The organism is Bradyrhizobium sp. CAR08 (assembly GCF_052871955.1).
Genome location: NZ_JBIXJX010000011.1, coordinates 193684 through 213365, shown reverse-complemented (window position 1 = coordinate 213365; position 19682 = coordinate 193684). Strand labels below are relative to the sequence as shown.

Here is a 19682-nt window from a genome sequence, read left to right as displayed (position 1 = left end):
GCAGGCCCAAACGGGAGAAAAACACAGATGGCTCGGATCACGTTGCGTCAATTGCTCGACCATGCGGCGGAGAACGATTACGGCGTCCCGGCCTTCAACATCAACAACATGGAGCAGGCGCTGGCGATCATGGACGCGGCCAACCAGGTCGACGCGCCCGTCATCATCCAGGCCTCGCGCGGTGCGCGCTCCTACGCCAACGACGTCATGCTCAAGCACATGATGGACGCGGTGACCGAGATCTACCCGCACATCCCGGTCTGCGTGCATCTCGACCACGGCAACGAGCCGGCCACCTGCATGACCGCGATCCAGGCCGGCTTCACCTCGGTGATGATGGACGGCTCGCTCAAGGCCGACGGCAAGACCCCCGGTGACTGGGGCTACAATGTCGGCGTCACCAAGACCGTAACCGACATGGCCCATCTCGGCGGCATCTCGGTCGAGGGCGAGCTTGGCGTGCTCGGCTCGCTCGAGACCGGCATGGGCGACAAGGAAGACGGCCACGGCGCCGAGGGCAAGCTCAGCCACGACCAACTCCTGACCAATCCGGATGAAGCCGTGAAGTTCGTCCAGGAGACCCAGGTCGACGCGCTGGCGATCGCGATGGGGACGTCCCACGGTGCCTACAAATTCACCCGCAAGCCCGACGGCGACATCCTCGCCATGAACGTGATCGAGGAGATCCACCGCAAGCTGCCGAACATGCATCTCGTCATGCACGGCTCCTCCTCGGTGCCGCAGGACCTCCAGGACATCATCAACGCCTATGGCGGCAAGATGAAGCCGACCTGGGGCGTGCCTGTTGCCGAGATCCAGCGCGGCATCAAGAACGGCGTGCGCAAGATCAACATCGACACCGACAACCGCATGGCGATGACCGGCCAGATCCGGAAAGTGCTCAAGGACAATCCCGAAGAGTTCGATCCGCGCAAGTACCTGAAGCCCGCGATGGAAGCGATGACCAGGCTGTGCAAGCAGCGGCTCCAGGAATTCAATACCGCGGGCCAAGCCTCCAAGATCAAGAAGGTGCTGACCACGGCCGAGATGGCCAAGCGCTACGCCAAGGGCGAGCTCGCCCCGAAGGTGGCGTAAGCTGCTCTATCCTCCCCCTCTCCCCGCCCTTCGCGGGGAGAGGGTTGGGGTGAGGGGCTCTCTCCGCGCGTTGTGCCCTATCAATCGACCTGTACCCCCTCACCCGGATTTTACGCGGCGCGTAAAATCCGACCTCTCCCCGCAAACGGGGCGAGGTAACAGGCCCCTCCCCCCTTACCCTGCGACGAACGTTAACTCGGCATTTGCCCGAGAACGGTCTATTTTCACCGGCAAGGGCAGAATCGTTTTGGGAGGACATCTCGATGAATCTGACTGAGCTGAACAGGATCGCGACCGCCCTGGTCGCGCCCGGCAAGGGCATCCTTGCCGCCGACGAATCCTCCGGCACCATCAAGAAGCGTTTCGACGCGATCGGCGTGGAATCGACCGAAGAGAACCGCCGCGACTATCGCGAGATGCTGTTCCGCTCGAACGAAGCCATGAGCCGCTACATCTCCGGCGTCATCCTCTATGACGAGACGATCTGGCAGAACGCGAAGGACGGCACGCCCCTGGTCAAGCTGATCGAGAGCAGCGGCGCCATCCCCGGGATCAAGGTCGACGAAGGCACCCAAGCCCTGCCGATGTGTCCGGGCGAGCTCGTCACCGTCGGGCTCGACAAGCTCGCCGAACGGCTGAAGAAATATCACGAGCGCGGCGCACGCTTCGCCAAATGGCGCGCGGTGATCGACATCGGCAGTGGCATCCCCTCGATGACCGCGATCAGCGTCAACGCCCACGCGCTGGCGCGTTATGCAGCGCTATGCCAGGCCGCGCAGATCGTGCCGATCGTCGAGCCCGAAGTGCTGATGGACGGCGATCACGACATCGATCGCTGCTATGAGGTGACGAGCCGCGTGCTCAACAAGACGTTCCAGGAATTGCGCGTGCAGCGCGTCGCGCTCGAGGGCATGGTGCTGAAGCCGAACATGGCCATCTCCGGCAAGAAGTGCGCGAAGCAGGCTTCCGTCGAGGAGGTTGCGGAGAAGACGATACGGCTGCTCAGGGCATGCGTGCCCGCGGCGGTGCCCGGCATCGCCTTCCTCTCCGGCGGCCAGTCGGATGAAGAGGCAACGGCGCATCTCAACGCCATGCACAAGCTCGGCCCGCTGCCCTGGGGCCTGACCTTCTCCTATGGTCGCGCACTCCAGGCCGCGCCGCAGAAGGCCTGGTCGGGCAAGGCCGAGAACGTCGCGGCCGGACAAAGCGCATTCAGTCACCGCGCGCGCATGAACGGCCTCGCCTGCAAAGGCGAATGGCAAAGCAGCCTGGAACAGAAAGCGGCCTAGATCTTGTCGAACAAATCTCCTCCGCCGCGCCCGGCGCCGCGCCTTTATCTCGCGACGCCTGTCGTCGACGATCCCGCTTCGCTCCTGGCCGAGCTGCCCGGCCTGCTCGCCGCCGCCGATGTCGCGGCCGTGCTGCTGCGGCTGAAGCAGACCGATCAGCGCACCATGATCTCGCGGATCAAGGCCTTGGCGCCGCCGGCTCAGAAAGCGGGCGCGGCGCTGCTTGTCGATGGCCATCCTGAGCTCGTCGCACGCGGCGGCGCCGACGGCGCGCATCTGCCCGGCATCGCCGCGCTGAAAGAGGCGCTGCCATCGCTGAAGCCCGATCGCATCGCGGGCGTTGGCGGGCTCACGACGCGGCACCATTCCATGGATGCGGGCGAGATTGGCGCGGATTACTTGCTGTTCGGCGAACCCGACGCAAAGGGCCAGCGGCCGTCGTCGCAAGCGATCGCTGAGCGGCTGGACTGGTGGGCCGAGCTGTTCGAACCGCCCTGCGTCGGCTTTGCCATCTCGCTGGAGGAGGCCCACGAATTCGCCGCCAGCGGCGCCGATTTCGTGCTAGTGGGCGACTTCATCTGGGCCGATCCGCGCGGACCCAAGGCTGCGCTGATCGAGGCCGACGCTGCAATCAAGAAGGCTCATGCGACTGCGCTTGCAGACCAGGAGCACGGCTAGCCCCCGACATGAAGCTCCCGCGCATCATCATGCTGGCCACGCTGCTGCTGACGGCGCCCGCGGCCGCGCAGCTCCAGATCACGCCGCCGGTGGCAACGCCGGGCGCTTCGGCCGAGAAAACCAAAGACAAGCCGAAGGCCACGCCGCACACCATCACCAAGAAGAAGGAAGCGCCGCCGGCACCCAAACCTTCAGCCTCCCCCAAACCTTCCGCTTCCCCAAAGCCTGCTCCGGCCGCGACCGTGATTCCGGCGCCGCCGACCGACAACCCCAACGTCGATCTGGTGTACGGCGCCTATCAGCGCGGCCAGTACAAGACCGCATTCGAACTCGCCACGGCCCGTGCCGAAACCGGCGATGCCAAAGCGATGACCATGCTGGGTGAGCTCTATTCCAACGCCATGGGCATCCGACGCGACTACGCCAAGGCGCTGCAATGGTACAAGCGCGCCTCCGACGCCGGAGACCGCGAGGCGATGTTCGCGCTCGCCATGCTCAGGATGACCGGCCGCGGCGGCCCGGTCGACAAAAATGAGGCGGTCAAGCTGATGGCGTCCGCCGCCAAGCTCGGCGAACCCAAGGCGGCCTATAATCTCGCGCTGCTCTATCTCGACGGCCAGACCCTGCCGCAGGACGTCAAGCGCTCCGCCGAGCTGCTGCGCCAGGCGGCTGATGCCGGCCTGCCCGAGGCGCAATACGCGCTCGCGACCTTCTACAAGGAAGGCACTGGCGTGCCGAAGGATTTGGAACGGGCGGTGCGTCTGCTCCAGGTCGCCACGCTGACCGACAATGTCGATGCCGAGGTCGAATACGCCATCGCGCTGTTCAACGGCACCGGCACGCCGAAGAACCAGCCGGCGGCCGTCGCCCTGCTCCGCAAGGCGTCCCGCCAGGGCAGCGCGATCGCGCAGAACCGGCTGGCCTGGGTGCTGATCAACGGCATGGGCACGGCCGTGGACAAGGTCGAAGGCTTCAAGTGGCATCTGGTGGCCAAGACCTCCGGCAAGGGCGATCCGGAGCTGGACAAGCAATTGTCCGATTTGCCGGCCGAGGACCGGGCCAAGGCCGAGGCCGCCGCCAGGAAATGGCTCGGGGCCAAATGACTTGACGTTGAGGCCCCCGCAGGGCACCCCATCCCTCAAACAGGCGCGATTTCGCGCCATTTCCCCCGATCAAGACCGGAAGCTCATGCTATATTCCGCAACTATCAACGTCATGGTCAAGGCCGCGCGCCGCGCCGGCCGCAGCCTCAAGCGCGATCTCGGCGAGATCGAGCATCTCCAGGTCTCGCTGAAGGGACCGGCGAATTTCGTCTCGCTGGCCGACAAGCGCGCCGAGGAGATCCTCTACCAGGACCTCGCCAAGGCGCGGCCCGGCTACGGCTTCATCGGCGAGGAAGGCGGAACGCGCGAGGGCTCCGACAAGAGCCACACCTGGATCGTCGATCCGCTCGACGGCACCACCAACTTCCTGCACGGCATCCCGCAATTCGCGATCTCGATCGGGCTTTCGCGCGAGGGCACGATCATCGCCGGCGTGATCTACAATCCCGCCAATGACGAGCTCTACATCGCCGAGCGCGGCAAGGGCGCCTTCCTCAACGACCAGCGGCTGCGCGTGGCCGGCCGCCGTCAGCTCAACGAATGCGTGGTGGCCTGCGGCCTGCCTCATATCGGCCGCGGCGACCACGAGGAATTCCGTCGCGAGATGACAGCGATGCAGGAGCGCGTCGCCGGCCTGCGCCGCTTCGGCGCCGCCTCGCTCGACTTGGCCTTCGTCGCCGCCGGCCGCCTCGACGGCTACTGGGAGCGCAATTTGCAATCCTGGGACATCGCGGCGGGTCTGATCATGCTGCTCGAGGCGGGCGGAACGATCACCGACATCGATACGCCGGGCGACGCGCTGGTGACAGGCAATGTCGTGTGCGGGAATGAATACGTGCACGGGGAATTGGTGAAGATCTTGCGGAAGTAGGCCGCAGCAGCACGACGGCTCGATCGACGACGGTTAGGAATCGTCGTCCTCATCGTCCTCGTCGGCTTCGTCGTCGCGATATTCACCGCCGATGGTCAGGCCCTCGATCGCCGTGGCGCCTTTCGACTTGATCACCCGGCGGAGCGGGACCGAACTCTCGCTTCGCAGTGCGTCCATCAACTGTTCCGAATGGGTGACAATCCAGATGTCGGCGCGGCGCGATGCTTTGGCGATGAGCCGGGCCAGCGGCGCAAGCAGCGACGGATGCAGGCTGGTCTCGGGTTCGTTCAGCGCAATGAACGGCGGCAGCCGATAGCCCATGAATACCGCGAGCAGGCAGATGTATTTCAGCGTCCCGTCGGATAGTTCATGAGCCCTGAACGGCCGCGGCATATCCGGCAATTGCAGATCGAATTCACACCTGCCATTTTCTTCCCATGCGCGGAGTTCGGCACCCGGGAATGCATCCTGGATCGCGTCCTGCAGGTCGTCGGCGTCTTCCCGAATGACATAGAGGGTCGCCAGGGTGGCAGCCAGATCGTTGCCATCGGCGCTGAGCGAGGGCGTTGCGATCGCCAGACAAGGCTTTCGTATCGGAGACGCCGGATCAGTGCGAAAGTCATGATAGAATCGCCAGCCCAGCATTGCATTTCTGATCAGGTCGATTTCCGGGCATTGCTTGCCATCGGAAAAAGCCGCTAGCGCGGTCTCTGACGGCAGCACCGCATCCTTGTGAGCGTTCCAGGCGCCACTCTCGCCGCGGACGCTGATGAGCGAATTGATCCGCTCCATCAGCTTGACCGTGCGTTTGCCGCGCGTCGTTTCGATCGTTTCGGCCTTGATCATCGGCTCGCCGGAAAACGCCGCCTGAAGCGGGCTGGGAAATCCGAGCTCGATGGAATATCTCATGCCGTCGAATGTCGCCGACAGCCGCAGCCGCCCGTCTTCGCCTCGCTTGCGTATGCCGGACCAGCAGACCGAATTCAAACCGCCTTCATCGGCGATCGTGCGGGTGATCTGACCGGTCGCCGCGTCGCGCAACAGCGACAAGGACTTGTAGAGATTGGACTTGCCGACTCCATTTTCGCCGACGAACACCGACAGTGGATGGATGGGTATGGAGAGCCGCCGAATGGAGCGATAGTTCGAGATCGCAATGTCGGTCGGACGCATCACATGCTCTCAATCGGCGGGCTATCTCCGCATTCGCAGTAAGGTGCGAATACGATGTTTCAATCCAGGGGTGCAGTCTGGATTGAGGCCTCCGAGAAATCAAGCCGACCGATCCGGCGTTCAATGGCCGACTCTCACCAGCGCAAACCCGACGGTCATCATCCGCGAAGGCGGATGATCCAGTATTCCAGAGACGCCGCTCGGATACGGAAAGGCCGCGGGGTACGGCATGCCCCGCCTGCGCGGGGCATGACACCTCACCTTACAGCTTGGCCGGCGCCGGCGGCCCGTACATCTCGCCCTGCTTCGCCGCCTTCTCCCGATCCCCGCCCAGCACGCGCTGCACCGAGACGAAGAACACCGGCACCATCAGCAGCGCCAGGATCACTACCGCGATCATGCCGCCCATCACGACACTGCCGAGCGCCTGCTGGCTGGCGCCGCCGGCGCCATGGGCGATGGCCATCGGCAGCACGCCGCAGATGAAGGCAAGGCCGGTCATCAGGATCGGGCGGAAGCGCAGGCGGCAGGCCTCGATGGTGGCGTCCACCAGCGGCTTGCCTTCTTTTCGAAGATCCTTGGCGAACTCGATGATCAGGATCGCGTCCTTGGCCGCAAGGCCAATGATGGTGATCAGGCCGACGGTGAAATAGACGTCGTTGGGCAGGCCGCGCAGCATCGCTGCGACCACGGCGCCGACGATGCCGAGCGGCACGGTGAGCAGCACCGCGAGCGGAATGGTCCAGCTCTCGTAGAGCGCGGCCAGGCACAGGAACACCACGAATACCGAGAGCCCGAGCAGGAACGGCGCCTGCGAGCCCGACAGCTTCTCCTGGAGCGACTGTCCGGTCCATTCATAGCCGAAGCCGCGCGGCAGCTTGCCGGCGAGCCGTTCCATCTCGGCGATGGCATCGCCTGAAGTGAAGCCGGGTTTCGCCTCGCCGGAGATGCGCACCGCCGGATAGTAGTTGAAGCCGGCGATCTGCGTCGGTCCGCGCGCCCATTCCACGGTGGTAAAGGACGAGAATGGCACGAGCTGGCCGCGGCTGTTCTTGACGTTGTAGTTGAGGATGTCCTCGGTCCGCATGCGGTCGCGGGCATCGGCCTGCACCACGACACGCTGCATGCGGCCGCGGTTCGGGAAGTCGTTGATGTAGTTCGAGCCGAGATTGGTCGAGATCGTATTGTTGATGTCCTCGAAGGTGACGCCGAAGGCGCCCGCCTTTTCGCGGTCGATCACGAGATTGACCACGCCGGCCTCGGGCAGGCCTTCGACATAGACCTTCTGAAGCACAGCGCTCGCATTGGCCTCTGCGATCAACTGATCGGCGGCGCGCATCAAGGCCGGATAACCCTTCTGGCCGCGGTCCTGGAGACGGAACGAGAAGCCCGAGGAGTTGCCGAGATTGTCGATCGGCGGCGGCTGCAGCGCGGAGATTTTTGCGTCGCGGATCGACGACGACAAATCGCGGTTGATGTCGGCGACGATCGCGGCCGCAGAATCCTTCGGCCCGCGTTCCGACCAGTCCTTCAGGGTGATGAAGGCCTGCGCGGTGTTCATGCCCTGGCCGGAGAAGCTGAAGCCGGTGAGGAAGGTGACGTTGTCGACGCCCGGACGCTGCGCCAGGTATTTTTCCACTTTCTCGATCACCGCCTCGGTCCGGCCGTAGGACGAGTCCGACGGCGTCTGCACGTCGGTGGTGACGAAGCCCTGGTCGTCGACGGGCAGGAAGCCGCCGGGCAGATTGACGAAGGCCCAGGACAGGCCGGCGAGCAGCGCGACATAGACCAGCATCAAGCGGCCGGTGCGCTTCAGCGAGAAGCCGACGGTGCGGGAATAACCCTCCTTGCTGCTGTCGAGCATGCGGTTGAACCAGCCGAACACGCCCTTCTTGGCATGGCCATGACCGGCCGCGACGGGCTTGAGCAGCGTCGCACACAGTGCCGGCGTCAGCGACAGCGCGAGGAAGGCCGAGAAGCCGATCGCGGCGACCATGGTCACGGAGAACTGGCGGTAGATGATGCCGACCGAGCCCGGGAAGAACGCCATCGGCACGAACACGGCCATCAAGACCAGCGTGATACCGATGATGGCGCCGGTGATCTGCGACATCGCTTTCCGGGTCGCTTCCTTGGGCGGTAGGCCCTCCTCGGCCATGATGCGCTCGACGTTCTCGACTACGACGATGGCATCGTCGACGAGGATGCCGACGGCGAGCACCATGCCGAACATCGAGAGCATGTTGATGGAATAGCCGGCGAGCAGCAGCGTGGTACAGGCGCCCAGCAGCGCCACCGGCACCACGATGGTCGGAATGATGGTGTAGCGGATGTTCTGCAGGAACAGGAACATCACCACGAACACCAGCACGATGGCTTCGACCAGCGTCGACAACACCTTCTTGATCGAGGCCTCGACCACGGGCGTGATGTTGTACGGAATCTCGTAGCCGATATTGGCCGGGAAGAAGCGAGACAGCTCCTTCATCTTCTCTTCGACGGCGCTCGCGGTCGCCAGCGCATTGCCGGTCGGCGACATCAGCACGGAAAGACCGGCGGTCGGCTTGCCATCGAGACGGGTGTTGAACTGGTAGCTGAGGCCGCCGACCTCGATCCGCGCGACATCGCGCAGCCGCACGGTCGAGCCGTCGGCATTGGCGCGCAGGATGATGGTGCCGAATTCATCCGGGGACGAGAGCTGGCCCTTGACCAGCACCAGCGCGGAGGTGCGCTGGGTCGAGGTCGACGGCTCGGCGCCGATGCTGCCGGAAGCGACCTGCGCGTTCTGCGCGGCAATGGCCTTGTTGACGTCGTCGGCGGTCAGACCATAGCCGACCAGCTTTGCCGGATCGACCCAGACGCGCAGGCTGCGTTCGGTCGAATACAGTGTGGCGCGTCCGACGCCGGGGATGCGGCGGATCTCGCCGAGCACGTTCCGGATCATGAAGTCGCCGAGGCCGACTTCATCCAGGCTGCCGTCGGTCGAGTTCAGCGTGATGATCTGGAGCACCGCGCTGGAGGCCTCCTCGATCAGAATGCCCTGCTGGATCACCGCGCGCGGCAGCCGCGCCTCGACGCGCTTGATGCGGTTCTGCACCTCGACCGAGGCGGCGCTGGTATCGGTGCCCGGCACGAAATTGGCGATGATCTCGACCTGGCCGAGCGAGTCGCTGGTCGATTCGAAATTGAGGATGCCGGAGGCGCCGTTGAGCTCCTCCTCGATCAGCCGCGTGACGCTGTTGTAGAGGTTCTCGGGCGAGGCACCGGGATAGCTGGTCGAGATCGAGATCGAGGGCGGCGCGATGATCGGGTACTGCGCGATCGGCAACAGCGGAATCGAAATTGCGCCGACCAGACAGATGAACAGCGCGACGACCCAGGCGAAGATCGGCCTGTCGATGAAGAAGCTCGCCATGGTCTATTACCGCATCAGCTTCTGGGCGTGCCGGTTGTCGGCGGTCGCATCCGCTTCCGACCAGGATTGCGGCTTGACCTTGTCGCCGGCGGCGAACTTCTGGAAGCCTTCGACCACGACCTTGTCGCCAGCCTTCAGGCCGTCGGTGACGAACCAGATGCCGTCCTGCACCGAACCGGTGCGCACCGGCTGCACCGAGATGCGATTGTCGTCCTTGACGACGAACACCTCGCTGCCGCCGCCGCCATTGCGCTGAATCGCCTGCTGCGGCACGGCGATCGCATCGCTATCGAGACCCTGGTCGATGCGGACACGGACATACATGCCCGGCAGCAATTCGCGCTTGGGATTGCGGAACTCACCTCGCAAGGTCACCTGACCGGTATTGGCGTCGACCTTGGCATCCGAAAACAGCAACTTGCCGTCGAGCGAGTAGAGGGTGTTGTCATCGAGCACGAGATGCACCTTGGCGGCGTCGGGCGCGATGCGCTCGAGGTCACCGCTCTCGAAGGCGCGGCGGAGCTGGTTGAGCTCGTTCACCGACTGGGTGAAATCCGCATAGATCGGATCGAGCTGCTGAATGGTGGCCAGATTGGTCTCGTTCTGGACCGCGAGCGCGCCCTCGCTGACCAGGGCGGCACCGACGACGCCGTCGATCGGCGCGCGTACGGTGGCATAGTCGAGATTGAGCTTTGCGCGCGCGAGATCGGCCTTGCGGCCCTCGACCTCGGCATGGGCCTGGCGCTCGGCCGCGATCGCCTTCTCGTTCTCGGCTTCGGGCGCGGCGCGCTGGCTGGTGAGCGTGGCGATGCGGCGCGCCTGCTGCTGGGACTGCATCAACGCGGCCTCGGCCTTGGCGACCGCAGCCTCGTTGGCCATCACCTCGACCTCGAACGGACGCGGATCGATCCGATACAGTGGATCGCCGGCCTTCACCTCGCTGCCCTGCCGGAACAGGCGCTCGACCACGATGCCGGACACGCGCGGCCGCACGTCGGAGACGCGCGTCGGCGCAATGCGGCCCGGCAGCTCGCGCACCACGGCACGCGGCTGCGGCTTGACGATGACGATGCTGACGTCGGGGTCGTTGGGCTGGGCGGCTGAAATGGCGGAGCTGGATTCGTCGCAGCCCGCCAACAGCGGCGTAAAGGCCGCGAGCATCATTGCAACGCATGCCGATCGCGCGCGAAGTCCTGACATGAAATGGGGTGCCCCGATATTGTTGAAACCGATCACGCTCGGCGCGAGGCCCGTTCTGGGCCATGGCACGCGGCTGATGCGGTCAAAATAGAGCGGACGTGCTGCGACGCAACGCACCTTGCGGGCGGCCCAATGTCACACGGCCTAGGGTGCTGAGTTCACGGCGTTTTTCGCGTCTCACCCGATTGTGAGTCCGGTTCCATCACCGCGTGCTGCGTCAGAAGACCGCAATTACCCCGCCGCCTTCATCCGGTAGTGGCTGACGCCCCACTCGGTTCCGTTGGCATAGCCGAACAGGCCCGAGGTCGCGAGAAAGAACCAGCGCCAGCGTCGCATTCGCTGGGCGGTCTCCTCGCCATGGATGTTGCGTAAGGCCGCCTCGATGGCGTCGCGATGCGCGTCGAAATTTGCGAGCCAGTCGTTGGCGGTGCGCTGATAGTGCGTGCCGCTCCAGCACCATTCCTTCTCGACTGTGAAAATATCGTCGAATTGCCTGACGAGGTGATGGCTCGGCATCAGCCCGCCGGTTGAGACGCGCTGCGCGATCCAGTCGTCGCGATCGGCCCGGTCGAACAGGTGAGAGCCGGAGCGATGAGCGACGATGTGCATGAAGAACCGCCCCTCCGGCGCGAGCCATGATCGCAGGCGTGTCATCAGCTTGCGCCAGTTCATCACGTGCTCGAACATCTCGACCGACACGATGCGGTCGAATTGCCCGTCGGGCGCGAACACGTTGATGTCCGCACAGACCACCCGCAGATTAAGAAGACCGCGCAGCCGCGCCTCTTCCTCGATATGGGCGCGCTGCGCCTGCGAGCTCGACACCGCCGTCACCTTGGCGTGCGGAAACTGCCGCGCCATCCACAGCGACAGCGAGCCCCAGCCGCAGCCGAGCTCGAGGATGGTCTGACCATCGGCGATTGCGGCATGCTCGGCGGTCTGGCGCAGCGCCTCCTCCTCGGCCTCCCGCAAGGTGGTCGCGTCGGTCTTGTAGAAGCAGCAGGAGTATTTGCGGTTGGGGCCGAGCACCTTCGCAAAGAACGAAGCGGGCACCTCGTCGTGCTCGGCATCCGCGTCCTCGGCGATCGGCCGCAGCATCATCCGCCCGGCGAAGGCGGCATCGTCCGCCTCGCCCAGCGCGGACAGGCGCGTCACCGTGCGCGAGCACAGGCGCTGGATCGCCGCGCGGATCACGACATCAGGCAACGGCACCCGTTCGGCAGTCCCGATGATCGCGGACACGACGCTCATGCGACGACTCCGTCTTGGGCGGCGGGTTTTGGCGCCAGGGGAAAAAGTGCGACTTGAACCTGTGGAATGCCGACGATTTGCAAAGTACGTCCTTACCAAAGCCCGGTTTCAGCTTTGGGTTCCCCAGCTCTCCCCGAAATCGGCGCATCCGGCGCTTTTTTTGGGCTGGCGCTGTGCCATAGTGCGCCCCGCAAGCAAGTTAACGGATGATACCGGCCATGCCGCCAGGCGCCTCGCCCCGCTCCTCCCTCGACATCGAATACACCAAGCTTTCCTCGCCCAGCGTCTTCCTGGTGCGGATGCTGGTCTTCCTGGTGCTCTGCACCCTGGTGGGGGTGGTGCTCTACAAGCAGATCATTCAGGCCTTCTTCGCCAATCCCGGGCTCAATGCCCTGATCGGCGGCGTGCTGTTCATCGGCATCATCCTGGCCTTCCGCCAGGTGATCCGGCTGTATCCCGAAGTCTCCTGGGTCAACAATTTCCGCATCGCCGATCCCGGCCTTGCGCCCGCCCGCCACCCCAAGCTGCTGGCGCCGATGGCGATGATCCTCGGCGGCGAGCGCACCGGGCGGATGTCGATCACCCAGACCACCATGCGGCACCTGCTCGATTCGATCGCGACCCGCCTCGACGAGGCCCGCGACATCTCCCGCTACATGACCGGGCTTCTGGTCTTCCTCGGCCTGCTCGGTACCTTCTGGGGCCTGATCGAAACGGTCGGCTCGGTCGGCAAGGTGATCGACGGGCTCAAGGTCGGCGGCGATTCCGGCGCCCTGTTCGACACGCTGAAGGAGGGGCTGGCCGCCCCGCTCGGCGGCATGGGCATCTCGTTCTCGAGCTCGCTGTTCGGCCTCGCCGGCTCGCTGATCCTGGGCTTCCTCGACCTGCAATCGAGCCAGGCGCAGAACCGTTTCTACACCGACCTCGAAGACTGGCTTGCCACCACCGTGCGCGAATATGGCAGCGGCGAGGTGGCTGTTGCCGGCACTGGCGGTGGCATTGCCAGCGGCGAGCTTCAGGCCGTCGTCGAGCGCTTACGCTCCGTGCTCGAGGAAGGCAGCGGCAGCCGCGGCACCACCGCGGCGATGGCGAGCCTCGCCGAAGCCATCCAGGCGCTGGTCTCGCATATGCGGACCGAGCAGCAGATGATCCGCGAATGGGCCGACGGCCAGGGCGAGCAGAACCGCGAGATCCGGCGCCTGCTGGAGCGCATCGCGCGTCAGCCCGAGAAGGGTTAGCGACATGGCACTGGCGCGCGGTCGCCGCGGCGATACCTCCTTCAACTACTGGCCCGGCTTCGTCGACGCGCTGTCGACGCTGGTGCTGTCGATCGTGTTCCTGCTGTCGGTGTTCCTGGTCGTGCAGTTCTTCCTGTCGCAGGAGGTCACCGGCAAGGACAAGGCGCTGGAGCAGCTCAACGCCAAGATCGCGCAGCTCAACGAATTACTGTCGCTGGAGAAGCTCGGCAAGCTCACGCTCGACGACCAGGTCTCGTCGCTGAAGGCCGGCCTCGCTTCGGCCGAGAGCGAGCGCGACCGCATCAAGGGCCTCTATGAGGGGCTCGCCGCGGCCGGCAACGATGCGCAAGGCAAGTCCTCCGAGCTCGGCAAGGCGCTGGATTCCGAGAAGGCGGTTTCGGCCCGGGCGCTGGCGCAGATCGAGGTGCTGAACCAGCAGATCAGCGCGCTGCGGCGGCAATTGGCCGCGCTGGAAGAGGCGCTCGACGTTAGCGAGAAGCGCGACAAGGAATCGCAAAATCGCATCGCCGACCTGGGCTCTCGCCTGAATGTCGCCCTGGCGCAGCGCGTGCAGGAATTGTCGCGCTATCGCTCGGAATTCTTCGGCCGCCTGCGCGCCATCCTCGGCAACCGCCCCGACATCCGCATCGTCGGCGATCGCTTCGTATTCCAGTCCGAAGTTTTCTTCGACACCGGACAGGCGGTGCTGCTGCCCGAAGGCCGCGCCGAGCTCGACACGCTCGCAACCGCGCTGATCGATCTCGACAAGAAAATCCCGAACGAGATCCCCTGGGTGCTGCGTGTCGACGGCCATACCGACGTGCGCCCGGTCAACGGTCCGAACTTCAAGTCGAACTGGGACCTCTCGGCCGCGCGCTCGATCTCCGTGGTGCAGTACCTGATCTCGCTCGGCGTGCCGGCCCAGCGCCTGGTCGCCGCCGGCTTCGGCGAATTCCAGCCGCTCGACACGGCCAACACCGAGGAAGCCTACAAGCGCAACCGCCGCATCGAGCTGAAGCTGACGGAGCGGTAGTGAGCGCCCTCCACCTCCGCCCTTACCGTCCCGAGGACGAGGCCGCCTCGATTGACCTGTGGCATCGCACCTGGCAGCAGGCCTATCCGCAGATCGACTTCGCGGCCCGCCTGGACTGGTGGCGCGAGCGCTGGCGCAAGGAGCTGGTGCCGAAGGCTTCGATCGTGGTCGCGGAGCAGGACGGCGCGCTGACCGGCTTCGTCACCATCGACGGCGACGGTTATCTCGACCAGCTCGTGGTCGATCCCGCGCACTGGGGCTCGGACGCGGCGCGGCTGCTGGTGGATGAGGCCAAGCGCCTGTCACCGGCGGGCGTGACACTGCTTGTCAACAAGGACAACAGCCGCGCCATCCGCTTCTACGAGCGCAACGGCTTCGCGCATGCCGGCGACGAGGTGAACCCGACCTCGGGACGTCCGGTGCTGAAGATGATTTGGCAACCTTAGATTCTGGCGATCTTGATTCTGGACGCGTGACGGCCGTCACGTCGGGATCCCAGGACGTCAGCTAGTCGTTGTGCCCGCAAGTTGCGCCGGCAAGCGGATGGAGATGACCGATGAAATTGAGCGATCTGGCCAAGGGGTCTTCGGTCCTGCTCGGCGTCATCGTCGCCGGATATGTTTCGACGAGCTATGTCGACCAGCACCTCGCCACGCCGGTCAAGACGACGAGTGCTCCGACGAATGGCCTTGGGCCATCGGCCTGCGTTGATGAGGACGGGAGCTGGAAGAACTGGCCATGGCCGAACGTGCCGGCGCTGTCGCCGAAGTGCTGATAAGCAGTGTTGCCGTCAACTCGCCGCGGTGCGCTCTCGGCTCAAGCGGAGTTCAAGCTCGAACTGCCAGCTTTCGGCTTGGCGGATCGCGCGTTGGCTGTCTTCGCGAAGCCGGATCGACTCATCGATCGCTCGCTGCGCCCGCTCCAAAAGTTCGTGGGTTTCCTTGCTGAATGGCGGGGCCATGAGGCGCACTCCCATTGAGGCGGGAGCACAAATCATCTCTCAGGCACCGACGCCTACGGACGAGCCTTTGGCCGGCGATACCTGATTAGGCGCCACATCCGGGGGAACTGCAAGGTTCATCCACTCGGCTCAGGGGCGCGGGCTGCCCTATCCGAAATTCCGGAAGCCCACGATGGGCAATCCGAAACTCAGCACAACGATGACGCCGCTACCAGCGACAACAAGCAGCGCCGCTTTCCACCCCGCAAGGCCGCGCTTTTGCTGTCGAATAGCGAACAGGATGAGGAGGATGAACAGTACCGGACCGATCAGAACAATCATTCACAACACCGTCCACTCCGTCAGCTCAACGAACAACGCCTGCCGCATCGTTCTTGCTAGGAATCACCCAATCGATTGCGAGCAGGCAACTTTCGACGACAATGAAGGCGGCCAGACCGCCGAGCCAACCGAAGAAGACCACGGAAAAGGTAGCAAGCAAGAGCGCGCAGAAGACGTCGGCGACAAGCTTGCCGTTGCGCTCGCCTCGGGTCTGGTCGGCTGTCGAATAAGGCATTTGGCGTCTCCTGGGTCGGCCCGAACCCTAGCTTCAGCAGCCGCGGCCGTCCACTCCCTCCGCGCGCGCCAACGCTGTCCGAAATTCCTGAAGCCAACGACGAGCATTCCGAAACTCATCAAAACGACGACGCCCATGTTCTGCGACAGCCAGCAGCGCCGCTTCCATCGATCACCTTACGATGTGGCCGATTCGAATCGCGCAGCCGATCAGATCGACAAATGTCCGCTATCGACCCGGCTACGAAGGGAGACCATGTGGTGCGACGCTCTCACCAAAAGCTCCGCTGTCATTCCCTGCGGAGGCGGGGAATCCAGTACGCCGCGGCTTATCCCTTGATCCCTTCCGTCTCGGAGTACTGGATCGCCCGCCTTCGCGGGCGATGACACTGTGAGTGGGGCAGCAGTCCGGAGTACTCCGCCTCACGCCCCCTCGAACTGCAACCTCGCCAGCCTGGCATAGAGCCCGTTCGCAGCCACGAGCTCGGCATGCGTGCCCTGCTCGACGATTCTGCCCTGATCCATCACCAGGATGCGGTCGCACGACAGGACGGTTGCGAGGCGGTGCGCGATGACGAGCGTGGTGCGGTGGCGCATCAGCTCTTCCAGCGCGGTCTGCACCAGCGTCTCGCTTTCGGCATCGAGCGCGGAGGTGGCTTCATCGAGCAGCAGCAGCGGCGCATCGCGCAGGATCGCACGCGCAATCGCGATGCGCTGGCGCTGGCCGCCGGATAGCGTCACGCCGCGCTCGCCGAGCGGGGTGTCGAAACCTTCGGGCAGACGGCGGATGAACTCGGCGGCGTGCGCGAGCTCGGCCGCGCGCTCGACCTCGGCATCGGTGGCATCGGGTCGGCCGAAGCGGATGTTGTCGCGGGCACTGGCCGCGAACACGTTGGATTCCTGCGGCACCAGCGCGATACGCGAACGGAATTCGCGGGGATCGGCGGATTTGACCGGCACGCCGTCGAGCGAGATCGCGCCGCTGCGCGGATCGTAGAAGCGCAACAAGAGATGAAAGATCGTGCTCTTGCCGGCGCCGGACGGACCGACGATCGCGACTTTCTCGCCGGGACGCACGGCGAACGACACGGCATCGAGCACATTGACGTCGCGCCGCGCCGGATAGGCGAAGCTGACATGGTCGAAGCCGACTTCGCCGCGCGCCGGCACCGGCAGCGCGCGCGGCGAAGCGGGCGCCGTGATGTCGGGCTGCACATGCAGGATCTCGAACAGGCGCTCGGCAGCGCCTGATGCCGCCGAGATCTCGCCCCAGACTTCGCTGAGCTGGCCGAGGCCGGCCGCGGCGAAGGCCGCATAGAGCACGAACTGGCCGAGCCGGCCCGGCGTGATGGTGCCGGTCAGCACGTCGTGCGAGCCGATCCAGAGGATCGCGACCACGCTTGCGAACACGATGAAGATGATGATGGCGGTGAGCACGGCACGGGCCTGCGTGGAGGTGCGCGCGGCTTCATAGGCCTGCTCGACCTCGCCGCCGAAGCGCTTCTCGGCGAGGCTCTCGCTGGTATAGGCCTGCACGGTACGGATCGCACCGACCAGCTCGCTCGCATAGGCGGAGGCCTCGGCCAGCGTGTCCTGCGCATTGCGCGACAGCCGCCGCACCCAGCGCCCGAAGGCGACCAGCGGCAGCACGATCAGGGGAATGGCGAGCAGCACGAAGCCCGACAGCCGCGGGCTGGTGATCACCATCATCGCCGCGGCACCGAAGAACATCATCAGATTGCGCAGCGCGATCGAGACCGAGGCGCCGACGGAGGATTTGATCTGGGTGGTGTCGGCGGTGAGGCGCGACACCAGCTCGCCGCTGCGCGCGGAATCGAAGAAGGCCGGCGACAGCGACAGCAGATGGGCGAAGACGTCACGCCTGAGATCGGCGACGATGCGCTCGCCGATCGTCATCACGAGGTAGTAGCGCGCGGCACTCGCCAGCGCGAGCACGGCGACGACGGCGATCATCACCGAGAAGTAGCTGTTGATCAGCTCGATGCCCTCAGGCGTCAGGCCGAAATCGATCATCCTGCGCACCGCGACCGGCACCAGCAGGGTGGTCAGTGCCGCGATCGTCAGCGCGACGAAGGCCAGCGCCGCCCGGCCGCGATAGCGGGCGACATAGGGCGCGAGCGCCAACAGCGGCCGCAGCTTCGCGCGGCTCTTCGCCGGCGCCTCGATCAGGTCGGCCTCGATCGACGGGGCTTCCGCGGACCCGGTTTCAAGCCGTTCTACTGCGCTCATGAGATCCGACCAAAAGACAAAGAGAGGTGCTCCGCTCCAGATAGGCCGGGCGAGCGGGAGTGGCAAATCCGGGATGTCCCTTAGGGGGCCGCCCGGTCCCCTACTAAGGCCCTGCAATGGCTTGTTTTACAGGGCCTCGTGGGGTATAGACCGCGCCAAATCCGTCATTCGATAGCCACTCAAGTGAGGCGCCGGGGCGCCGAGGAATTGCCATGAAAGCCGAAATTCACCCGAACTATCATACGATTAAGGTCGTGATGACCGACGGAACCGAGTACCTGACCCGCTCCACCTGGGGCAAGGAAGGCGACACGCTGAACCTCGACATCGACCCCAAGTCGCACCCGGCCTGGACCGGCGGCAACGCGCAGCTGCTGGATCGCGGCGGCCGCGTCTCGCGCTTCCAGAAGAAGTTTTCGGGCTTTCTCAAAAAGGATTGATCCGGCCCCTCGAGGCTGGAGACGAAAACGCCCCCGGAGAGCCGGGGGCGTTTTTTGTTTTGGGGGCGCTCGTCGCAGTGACGGGAGCTTACCGCTCGAACGCCGCCTTCAACGCGTTGAGATGCGGCACCAGCGGGTTGCCGATCGAGGAATGATCGACCGGCGGGGTGTGGATGGTGGTGTCCAGGCGGCGCACGCGAGTCTGGAGGCTCATCGAGCGATGGATCAGATCCTGGAGCTGCGACGGCAGCTTCTCGATGGTGTCGGTGGAGCCGGGATCGGCGGCGGAGAGCTTGACCTTGGTCTTTTCGCGATTGGCCTGGCCCAGCGTCATCTCGCCTTCCTTCACGGCGCGATGCAGCAGCAGCCACGAGGCGAGCTGCATCAGGCGGGTGGTCAGGCGCATGCTCTCGGTCGCATAGGTGAGGCTGACGGCACGATCGAGCGCCTTGGCCTCGGTGCGGCCGGCGCCATCGAGATAGGCGGCGGTCTCCTCGACCAGGTCCATGCCCTCACGGAACAGGACGCCGAACGCCGCAGAATTGGTGAACCGCTCGCTGAGTTGAACGAGAGCGCCTTCGGCTTGCAAACGTTCCATGGTTAACGCCCCTTACGCAACTGTCTGACTGCCCGGCTTTGGCACCGGCTTATGATGAACAAATCATTGCGCGGGCCGGACGCCGAGTCCAGTGACAAGCGCGGATATGGTTTCCGCGGGTCTTTGCCCGGAATTCAACCGGTGCGAGACGAAAAAAGGCGGAGCTGGGCGCAAAAAAAGAGCCGCCGGAAAACCGGCGGCTTTGAAAGTTGATAACAGGGAGGCGTCAAACAGAGTGGACAGGAGCCACTCGGTGTCCAAACGAGGACAGTTCCCAGTCATAAACCCGAAAGCTTAATGTGGAGTAAACGAGCGATTATCTTGAGGGTTCGTTAGCCATGTCGGTCAGTGGCCGAGTGGGCTGCGGAACAAACTCTCCCCGTCGCCCCGGCCTAGTGCGCAATTGCGCACGGGGGCCGGGGCCCATAGCCACAGGGAAAAGTCGTCGCGCGAGCCGGCAACTCCGAGTCTTCGGAAAACTGCTCGCACGGCGTATGGGTCCCGGCCTCCGCCGGGACGACAGCTATTGTTT

At 64.7% G+C, this 19682-nt stretch carries 19 protein-coding genes; 10 read left to right on the top strand and 9 right to left on the bottom strand.

Annotation, left to right across the window (positions count from 1 at the left end; all coding sequences use genetic code 11):
- Window positions 1-27 precede the first annotated feature (27 nt).
- The 5 genes from fba (at window position 28) to ACIPUD_RS23780 (ending at window position 5036) form a co-directional block, all read left to right on the top strand.
- A complete protein-coding gene (fba, locus tag ACIPUD_RS23800; RefSeq protein ID WP_018454605.1) occupies window positions 28-1095 on the top strand; it encodes a class II fructose-bisphosphate aldolase in 1068 nt (355 codons plus the stop codon).
- A gap of 263 nt (window positions 1096-1358) precedes the next feature.
- Window positions 1359-2384 (top strand): class I fructose-bisphosphate aldolase, encoded by a 1026-nt coding sequence (locus ACIPUD_RS23795; protein ID WP_377828342.1) that lies wholly within the window; start codon window positions 1359-1361, stop codon window positions 2382-2384.
- Between the two features lie 3 nt (window positions 2385-2387).
- On the top strand, window positions 2388-3062 hold the full coding sequence (locus tag ACIPUD_RS23790) for a thiamine phosphate synthase (RefSeq protein WP_446481643.1): 675 nt from the start codon (window positions 2388-2390) through the stop codon (window positions 3060-3062).
- Window positions 3063-3070: 8 nt separating this feature from the next.
- Window positions 3071-4165 (top strand): tetratricopeptide repeat protein, encoded by a 1095-nt coding sequence (locus ACIPUD_RS23785; protein WP_085351768.1) that lies wholly within the window; start codon window positions 3071-3073, stop codon window positions 4163-4165.
- An 85-nt stretch (window positions 4166-4250) separates the two neighbouring features.
- Window positions 4251-5036, top strand: coding sequence for an inositol monophosphatase family protein (locus ACIPUD_RS23780; protein ID WP_446481642.1), 786 nt, complete (start codon window positions 4251-4253; stop codon window positions 5034-5036).
- Between the two features lie 33 nt (window positions 5037-5069).
- On the opposite strand, the gene ACIPUD_RS23775 is transcribed toward ACIPUD_RS23780, so the two are convergent.
- From ACIPUD_RS23775 to ACIPUD_RS23760, 4 genes are all read right to left on the bottom strand, one after another.
- Window positions 5070-6209, bottom strand: a complete 1140-nt coding sequence (locus ACIPUD_RS23775; RefSeq protein ID WP_446481641.1) for an AAA family ATPase — start codon at window positions 6207-6209, stop codon at window positions 5070-5072.
- 262 nt (window positions 6210-6471) lie between these two features.
- Window positions 6472-9624, bottom strand: a complete 3153-nt coding sequence (locus ACIPUD_RS23770; RefSeq protein ID WP_446481640.1) for a multidrug efflux RND transporter permease subunit — start codon at window positions 9622-9624, stop codon at window positions 6472-6474.
- 6 nt (window positions 9625-9630) lie between these two features.
- Window positions 9631-10824 (bottom strand): efflux RND transporter periplasmic adaptor subunit, encoded by a 1194-nt coding sequence (locus ACIPUD_RS23765; RefSeq protein ID WP_085351844.1) that lies wholly within the window; start codon window positions 10822-10824, stop codon window positions 9631-9633.
- A 231-nt stretch (window positions 10825-11055) separates the two neighbouring features.
- Window positions 11056-12075, bottom strand: a complete 1020-nt coding sequence (locus ACIPUD_RS23760; protein ID WP_368508791.1) for an SAM-dependent methyltransferase — start codon at window positions 12073-12075, stop codon at window positions 11056-11058.
- A 218-nt stretch (window positions 12076-12293) separates the two neighbouring features.
- On the opposite strand from ACIPUD_RS23760, the gene ACIPUD_RS23755 reads away from it, so the two are divergent.
- The 4 genes from ACIPUD_RS23755 (at window position 12294) to ACIPUD_RS23740 (ending at window position 15121) form a co-directional block, all read left to right on the top strand.
- Window positions 12294-13313 carry a flagellar motor protein MotA gene (locus ACIPUD_RS23755; protein ID WP_018454614.1) on the top strand — a complete coding sequence of 340 codons (1020 nt, stop codon included), beginning with the start codon at window positions 12294-12296 and terminating at the stop codon, window positions 13311-13313.
- Between the two features lie 4 nt (window positions 13314-13317).
- Window positions 13318-14346 (top strand): peptidoglycan -binding protein, encoded by a 1029-nt coding sequence (locus ACIPUD_RS23750; protein ID WP_018454615.1) that lies wholly within the window; start codon window positions 13318-13320, stop codon window positions 14344-14346.
- Window positions 14346-14792, top strand: coding sequence for a GNAT family N-acetyltransferase (locus ACIPUD_RS23745; protein WP_085361610.1), 447 nt, complete (start codon window positions 14346-14348; stop codon window positions 14790-14792). Before ACIPUD_RS23750 ends, ACIPUD_RS23745 begins: the two co-directional genes overlap by 1 nt.
- A gap of 110 nt (window positions 14793-14902) precedes the next feature.
- Window positions 14903-15121 (top strand): hypothetical protein, encoded by a 219-nt coding sequence (locus ACIPUD_RS23740; RefSeq protein ID WP_018454617.1) that lies wholly within the window; start codon window positions 14903-14905, stop codon window positions 15119-15121.
- 15 nt (window positions 15122-15136) lie between these two features.
- On the opposite strand, the gene ACIPUD_RS23735 is transcribed toward ACIPUD_RS23740, so the two are convergent.
- The 4 genes from ACIPUD_RS23735 to ACIPUD_RS23720 form a co-directional block, all read right to left on the bottom strand.
- On the bottom strand, window positions 15137-15307 hold the full coding sequence (locus ACIPUD_RS23735) for a hypothetical protein (RefSeq protein WP_157642917.1): 171 nt from the start codon (window positions 15305-15307) through the stop codon (window positions 15137-15139).
- 147 nt (window positions 15308-15454) lie between these two features.
- Complete coding sequence (locus tag ACIPUD_RS23730; RefSeq protein WP_162847278.1) at window positions 15455-15628, bottom strand: hypothetical protein; 174 nt, start codon at window positions 15626-15628, stop codon at window positions 15455-15457.
- Between the two features lie 25 nt (window positions 15629-15653).
- The gene (locus tag ACIPUD_RS23725) at window positions 15654-15863 is read right to left on the bottom strand and encodes a hypothetical protein (protein ID WP_085361611.1); all 210 of its coding nucleotides are present in this window, start codon (window positions 15861-15863) and stop codon (window positions 15654-15656) included.
- Between the two features lie 422 nt (window positions 15864-16285).
- Window positions 16286-18112: an ABC transporter ATP-binding protein/permease gene (locus tag ACIPUD_RS23720; RefSeq protein ID WP_085351760.1), complete on the bottom strand. Its 1827-nt coding sequence runs from the start codon at window positions 18110-18112 to the stop codon at window positions 16286-16288.
- 212 nt (window positions 18113-18324) lie between these two features.
- Here ACIPUD_RS23720 and rpmE point away from each other — a divergent pair, with 212 nt between their 5' ends.
- Window positions 18325-18552, top strand: coding sequence for a 50S ribosomal protein L31 (gene rpmE / locus ACIPUD_RS23715; RefSeq protein ID WP_018454622.1), 228 nt, complete (start codon window positions 18325-18327; stop codon window positions 18550-18552).
- An 88-nt stretch (window positions 18553-18640) separates the two neighbouring features.
- Here rpmE and rcdA read toward each other — a convergent pair whose 3' ends face one another.
- Window positions 18641-19150: a protease adaptor protein RcdA gene (rcdA, locus tag ACIPUD_RS23710; RefSeq protein ID WP_007605503.1), complete on the bottom strand. Its 510-nt coding sequence runs from the start codon at window positions 19148-19150 to the stop codon at window positions 18641-18643.
- Window positions 19151-19682 lie beyond the last annotated feature (532 nt).

What these genes read in the sequence shown, in the direction of transcription:
- ACIPUD_RS23750 (WP_018454615.1), top strand. Translation starts at nt 13,318, where the DNA reads ATGGCACTGGCGCGCGGTCGCCGCGGCGATACCTCCTTCAACTACTGG.
- ACIPUD_RS23795 (WP_377828342.1), top strand. Translation starts at nt 1,359, where the DNA reads ATGAATCTGACTGAGCTGAACAGGATCGCGACCGCCCTGGTCGCGCCC.
- ACIPUD_RS23730 (WP_162847278.1), bottom strand. Translation starts at nt 15,628, where the DNA reads ATGATTGTTCTGATCGGTCCGGTACTGTTCATCCTCCTCATCCTGTTC.
- ACIPUD_RS23740 (WP_018454617.1), top strand. Translation starts at nt 14,903, where the DNA reads ATGAAATTGAGCGATCTGGCCAAGGGGTCTTCGGTCCTGCTCGGCGTC.
- ACIPUD_RS23770 (WP_446481640.1), bottom strand. Translation starts at nt 9,624, where the DNA reads ATGGCGAGCTTCTTCATCGACAGGCCGATCTTCGCCTGGGTCGTCGCG.
- ACIPUD_RS23760 (WP_368508791.1), bottom strand. Translation starts at nt 12,075, where the DNA reads ATGAGCGTCGTGTCCGCGATCATCGGGACTGCCGAACGGGTGCCGTTG.
- ACIPUD_RS23785 (WP_085351768.1), top strand. Translation starts at nt 3,071, where the DNA reads ATGAAGCTCCCGCGCATCATCATGCTGGCCACGCTGCTGCTGACGGCG.
- ACIPUD_RS23725 (WP_085361611.1), bottom strand. Translation starts at nt 15,863, where the DNA reads ATGCCTTATTCGACAGCCGACCAGACCCGAGGCGAGCGCAACGGCAAG.
- rpmE (WP_018454622.1), top strand. Translation starts at nt 18,325, where the DNA reads ATGAAAGCCGAAATTCACCCGAACTATCATACGATTAAGGTCGTGATG.
- ACIPUD_RS23720 (WP_085351760.1), bottom strand. Translation starts at nt 18,112, where the DNA reads ATGAGCGCAGTAGAACGGCTTGAAACCGGGTCCGCGGAAGCCCCGTCG.
- ACIPUD_RS23765 (WP_085351844.1), bottom strand. Translation starts at nt 10,824, where the DNA reads ATGTCAGGACTTCGCGCGCGATCGGCATGCGTTGCAATGATGCTCGCG.
- ACIPUD_RS23775 (WP_446481641.1), bottom strand. Translation starts at nt 6,209, where the DNA reads ATGCGTCCGACCGACATTGCGATCTCGAACTATCGCTCCATTCGGCGG.
- rcdA (WP_007605503.1), bottom strand. Translation starts at nt 19,150, where the DNA reads ATGGAACGTTTGCAAGCCGAAGGCGCTCTCGTTCAACTCAGCGAGCGG.
- fba (WP_018454605.1), top strand. Translation starts at nt 28, where the DNA reads ATGGCTCGGATCACGTTGCGTCAATTGCTCGACCATGCGGCGGAGAAC.
- ACIPUD_RS23780 (WP_446481642.1), top strand. Translation starts at nt 4,251, where the DNA reads ATGCTATATTCCGCAACTATCAACGTCATGGTCAAGGCCGCGCGCCGC.
- ACIPUD_RS23735 (WP_157642917.1), bottom strand. Translation starts at nt 15,307, where the DNA reads ATGGCCCCGCCATTCAGCAAGGAAACCCACGAACTTTTGGAGCGGGCG.
- ACIPUD_RS23755 (WP_018454614.1), top strand. Translation starts at nt 12,294, where the DNA reads ATGCCGCCAGGCGCCTCGCCCCGCTCCTCCCTCGACATCGAATACACC.